5 protein-coding genes are annotated in these 4,186 nt (G+C 59.6%); 4 read left to right on the forward strand and 1 reads right to left on the reverse strand.

The features are described from left to right. The first annotated feature begins 237 nt into the window (after nucleotides 1-237). The 3 genes from AACS24_RS03365 to AACS24_RS03375 are packed head-to-tail and all read left to right on the forward strand — an operon-like array spanning nucleotide 238 to nucleotide 2,137. Nucleotides 238-960, forward strand: a complete 723-nt coding sequence (locus AACS24_RS03365; RefSeq protein ID WP_108572397.1) for an energy transducer TonB — start codon at nucleotides 238-240, stop codon at nucleotides 958-960. A gap of 2 nt (nucleotides 961-962) precedes the next feature. Beyond that, complete coding sequence (locus AACS24_RS03370; protein WP_108572360.1) at nucleotides 963-1,715, forward strand: MotA/TolQ/ExbB proton channel family protein; 753 nt, start codon at nucleotides 963-965, stop codon at nucleotides 1,713-1,715. Continuing rightward, nucleotides 1,715-2,137 carry an ExbD/TolR family protein gene (locus AACS24_RS03375; RefSeq protein ID WP_108572361.1) on the forward strand — a complete coding sequence of 141 codons (423 nt, stop codon included), beginning with the start codon at nucleotides 1,715-1,717 and terminating at the stop codon, nucleotides 2,135-2,137. The genes AACS24_RS03370 and AACS24_RS03375 overlap by 1 nt, the downstream gene beginning before the upstream one ends. A gap of 288 nt (nucleotides 2,138-2,425) precedes the next feature. Here the strand turns inward: AACS24_RS03375 and AACS24_RS03380 are convergent, their stop codons facing one another. After that, nucleotides 2,426-2,977: a cytochrome b gene (locus AACS24_RS03380; protein WP_108572362.1), complete on the reverse strand. Its 552-nt coding sequence runs from the start codon at nucleotides 2,975-2,977 to the stop codon at nucleotides 2,426-2,428. A gap of 392 nt (nucleotides 2,978-3,369) precedes the next feature. Between AACS24_RS03380 and xseA the strand changes: the two genes are divergently transcribed. After that, nucleotides 3,370-4,186 (forward strand): exodeoxyribonuclease VII large subunit (xseA, locus tag AACS24_RS21790; protein WP_375124546.1); only part of this gene is annotated, 817 nt, incomplete at its 3' end.

The raw sequence follows: 4,186 nt of genomic DNA on the forward strand, positions 1-4,186 counted from the left end.
TTAACACCGACGAAGCGCCGCATTGAGCCTCAATCGGTCTGCCTCTCACCAAGCCAAACCGATTAAAATGCGATTGATAATAATTATTGTTTGATAGCTATCGAGTGAGGCAAGCTAGCGGCCTTTACGCCGGGTCAGGCGTCTCATAAATTGCCATTTGAGTATCAATATGACGTTCAGGAAGGGAATCAGGTCATGGCGTCCAGCTATCTAGGATCGGAGCAAATCTCGCTGCCAATGGATAGTGCTATCGGGCCTGCCAAGCTTATCTGCCTGGCCATGGCCATCGCGCTGCACTCCGCCATCCTCTGGTTTGTCTATGAGCGCGCTCCCGCACCTGTTGCCCAGCCCCTGCCGATCACCCTCTCCGCTCGCTGGGCAGGTGAAAGTACAACGGCCAAACAACCGGCCAGAAAGGCAGCGCCAACCGTGAAGCCGGCTGTAAAACAGGTTCGGCCTGCGTCCCCCAAAAAGGTGGTCAAAAAGAGAGTCAGCAAACCCATCGTCAAACCGGTTGCCCATGCAGCCGCCAAACCGGCCGGCTCAGCTGTCAGCCATCAATCGCAAACGCCTTCCGCGATGCCTGTGAGCCCGGTCACCGACAACAGTTCGAATACAGGCAGCAGCCACTCCACAGCGCCGACAGGCAGCGGCAGCCAACGTGCCGCCACGGGCAGCAGCGCCCCCATTGCGCGAGATCCCTCCCTGCACAATCCCGAGCCCCCCTACCCCTACGAGTCACGCAGTCGGGGGGAAGAGGGTCGGGTCATCCTCAAGGTACGGGTCAACACCGATGGCACGGCAAGCTCGGTGGAGGTTGACCAGAGCAGCGGGTATTACCGGCTCGACAGGGAGGCGCGCCGCACCGTCAGCCGCTGGCGCTTTATTCCCGGCAAACAGAACAACGTGGCCGTCGCGGCCTGGGCAAGAGTCACCATCATTTTTCAGATAAGGGGTTAACCATGGATCCGGAGATTGCCAACAACGGGATGGGGCTCGCCCATCTGCTCACGCAAAACAGCGGAGTTGGCCTGTTGCCATTTGTGCTGCTAGTACTGATGTCGCTCGGCACCTGTTACTTTGCTCTGCTCAAGCTCTGGTTTGCCTGGCGCGAGCGACGCCTTGGCAAGCAGTTTGTCGAGCAGTTCTGGCAGCACGAGAACGTGCAACAGATGGAGCAGCGACTGGCCAAAGAGATCCCGCAAGACGCCTATAGCCGGTTGACCAATGCGGCGCTGATAGCCATCGGCCAACTGGAACGAGCCGGTGCCCGTCCCCGCTCACTGGGTCTGGGATCCCCTGACGAGTATCTGCTGCGCGCCTTGCGTCAGGGGCTCGCTCAGGAGAAGATACGGCTGGAGCAGGGGCTCGCCTTTCTCGCCTCGGTGGGATCAGCCGCCCCCTTTATCGGGCTGTTTGGCACCGTCTGGGGCATCTATCACGCCCTGCTTGCCATCGGTGCTGCCGGTCAAAGCAGTCTCGACAAGGTAGCCGGCCCGGTTGGCGAGGCCCTGATCATGACCGGTTTTGGTCTGGCCGTCGCCCTGCCCGCCGTGCTCATCTACAACTTCTTCGTGCGACGCAACCGCCTGAAAATGGCTGAACTGGATGCCTTTGCCCACGACCTGTTTGCCCTGCTACTGACCGGTTTCGAGCAAGCCCCCAGCAATGTCACCCATTTTGAACAGCGTTCACTCAAAGCGGGAGGTCAGTAATGGCATTCGGCTCCCTGCCCGGGGATGAGGATGAGCAGCCTCTCAGCGAAATCAACATGATCCCGATGATCGACGTGATGCTGGTACTGCTCATCGTCTTTATGATCACCGCGCCCCTGCTCACCAACGCGGTCAAACTCGATCTGCCCAAGGCGAGCAGCCAGCTCAATCAACCGGAGAAGAAAGACATCACCCTCGCCATCGATAGCGCGGGCAAGATCTACTGGAACGACAAGGAGGTCGATGAGGCCGCCCTGCTCGCCCAGATGGAGACTGCCGGCAAGGCCGAGGGGGAGCTGCCCGAGCTCCAGCTGCGCATCGACAAGCGGGTCGAGTACGGCATCATAGCCAGGGTGATGGCGCAGGCGTCCCAGCATGGATTGCACAAAATTGCCTTTGTCAGTCAGCCTGACGGCAAGTAAGGGGACAGAGGAGGGTCATCAGAAGCAGGGGCCAGATAGCGGCTCCTGCCGCGCTCCGTGGGTTAAGACAGCAGCCATCGCCTTATCCCGGCGCAGCCAGAACAGACAACAGATATGCCATTGAACCTATATACCCCATCCAGTACGGCGACGGGCTGTGAGTCGCGGGTCTTTACCATCCCCCCATCTCAACAATACCAAGCCAGCAACAACAACCCTTGCCCTCCTCTTTGCTGCTGCACACCCGACCATCTGATATTTCCCGCGACCCACCCCCCATCGAACCGGTTATTTCCGGCCAAGCATTCGCAGCAAGGTAAGGTCTTTATCCAGCAGGTGATGTTTTAACGCCCCGACAATATGCACCAGCAACAGGGCCAGCATGATATAGGGCAAGTAAACATGGACGGCATGGGCAATATCCCGAATGGATTCACTGTATGGAATAACATTGGCAGGATCATTGATATCTGGATTCATCGGGATAATAAACCAGCCAAACAGGGCAACGCCACGCCCGGCCGCGCCGGAATAGCAGAGACCTGAAACCGGAATAAGCAGGGTTGAAACAAGCAATCCCCAATGTATCGCCTTGGCAGCCAATGCCTCGTAAGCGAGATATTGGCGCACTGGCGTCGGCCACCCTTTGCCAAGGCGGATAATGGCCCGTGGCAGGATCAAGACCAGTGCAATGACTCCCAGGGATTTATGCAGGGCGTAGAGATCCCATATTTCAAATTTCACCATCAGATAACCCAGCAGGGTCAAGCCAATCATCAGCAAGGCGACCGACCAGTGCAGCAAGCGGGTCGTCAAACTTAACGGGATCGAGGAATTCATGAGCTACTCCAAACAGGGGGTGGGTAAAAGGTGGTCAAGGTCGTGGAACCCTGAATATCAACGGCAAAAAGTGGCCCGATGCGGGCAATAGCGAGGGCTTTTGTCGGGAGACATACTGCCTGTCCGGATAAATGGCTGCGTTTCCAATCTTGCTTTTCTGCTGCTGGCCCTGACCGGCCACTCATTCCTTTGTGCGAGCGTGCCGGGATCTGCAGGCACCTCCTGTTTAGCGCACTCCCCCAGTTTCGGGTTAAGATAGCGGCCATCGTTTTATCCCGGCCCTGCCGGAGCAGACCACAGGTACGCCATTGAACCGATTTACCCCACCCAGTGCGGCGAACGGCCGCGAGCAGCAGGTCTTTACCGTCACCCGCCTCAACAGCGCCGTGCGCATGATCCTGGAGCAGGATCTGGGGCTGGTGTGGCTGACCGGCGAGCTCTCCAATCTGGCGATGCCAAGCTCTGGCCACTGGTACTTCTCCCTCAAGGACATGTCGGCGCAGGTACGCTGCGCCATGTTCAAGGGCAACAACCGGCGGGTGGCCTTCCGCCCGCAAGATGGCATGCAGGTGCTGGTACAGGCGCGGGTCTCCCTCTATGAGCCGCGCGGCGACTACCAGCTGATCATCGAGTCGATGCAGCCCGCAGGCGATGGCGTGCTGGCCCTGCGTTTTGAAGAGCTCAAGCGCCGTCTCGGCGCCGAGGGGCTGTTTGACGAGAGTCGCAAGCGACCGCTGCCCCGTGAACCGAGGGCGGTGGGCCTTATCACCTCTGCCACCGGTGCCGCCCTGCACGATATGCTGACGGTGCTTAAACGGCGCGCGCCGGATCTGCCGGTCTTTATCTACCCGACTCAGGTGCAGGGGAGCGCCGCCATCAGCCAGATCGTCGCGGCGATCGCCAAAGCGAACCAACGCGCCGAGGTAGATGTGCTGATCGTTGGCCGCGGCGGCGGCTCCCTCGAAGATCTCTGGTGCTTTAACGAAGAGGCGGTGGCGCGCGCCATTGCACACTCCGCCATCCCGGTTATCAGCGCGGTGGGCCACGAGGTGGATGTCACCATCAGCGACTTTGCCGCCGACTTGCGCGCCCCTACCCCGTCGGCCGCCGCCGAACTGGTGGCGCCGGACAATCAGGCCCGTATCCAGCGCCTCGCCCACCTCAAGCAGCGACTGCTGCAGGCGATGAGTCGCCAGCAGACCGCTGCCC

Source organism: Aeromonas sp. HMWF016, assembly GCF_963878195.1.
Classification (GTDB): Bacteria; Pseudomonadota; Gammaproteobacteria; order Enterobacterales; family Aeromonadaceae; genus Aeromonas; species Aeromonas lacus.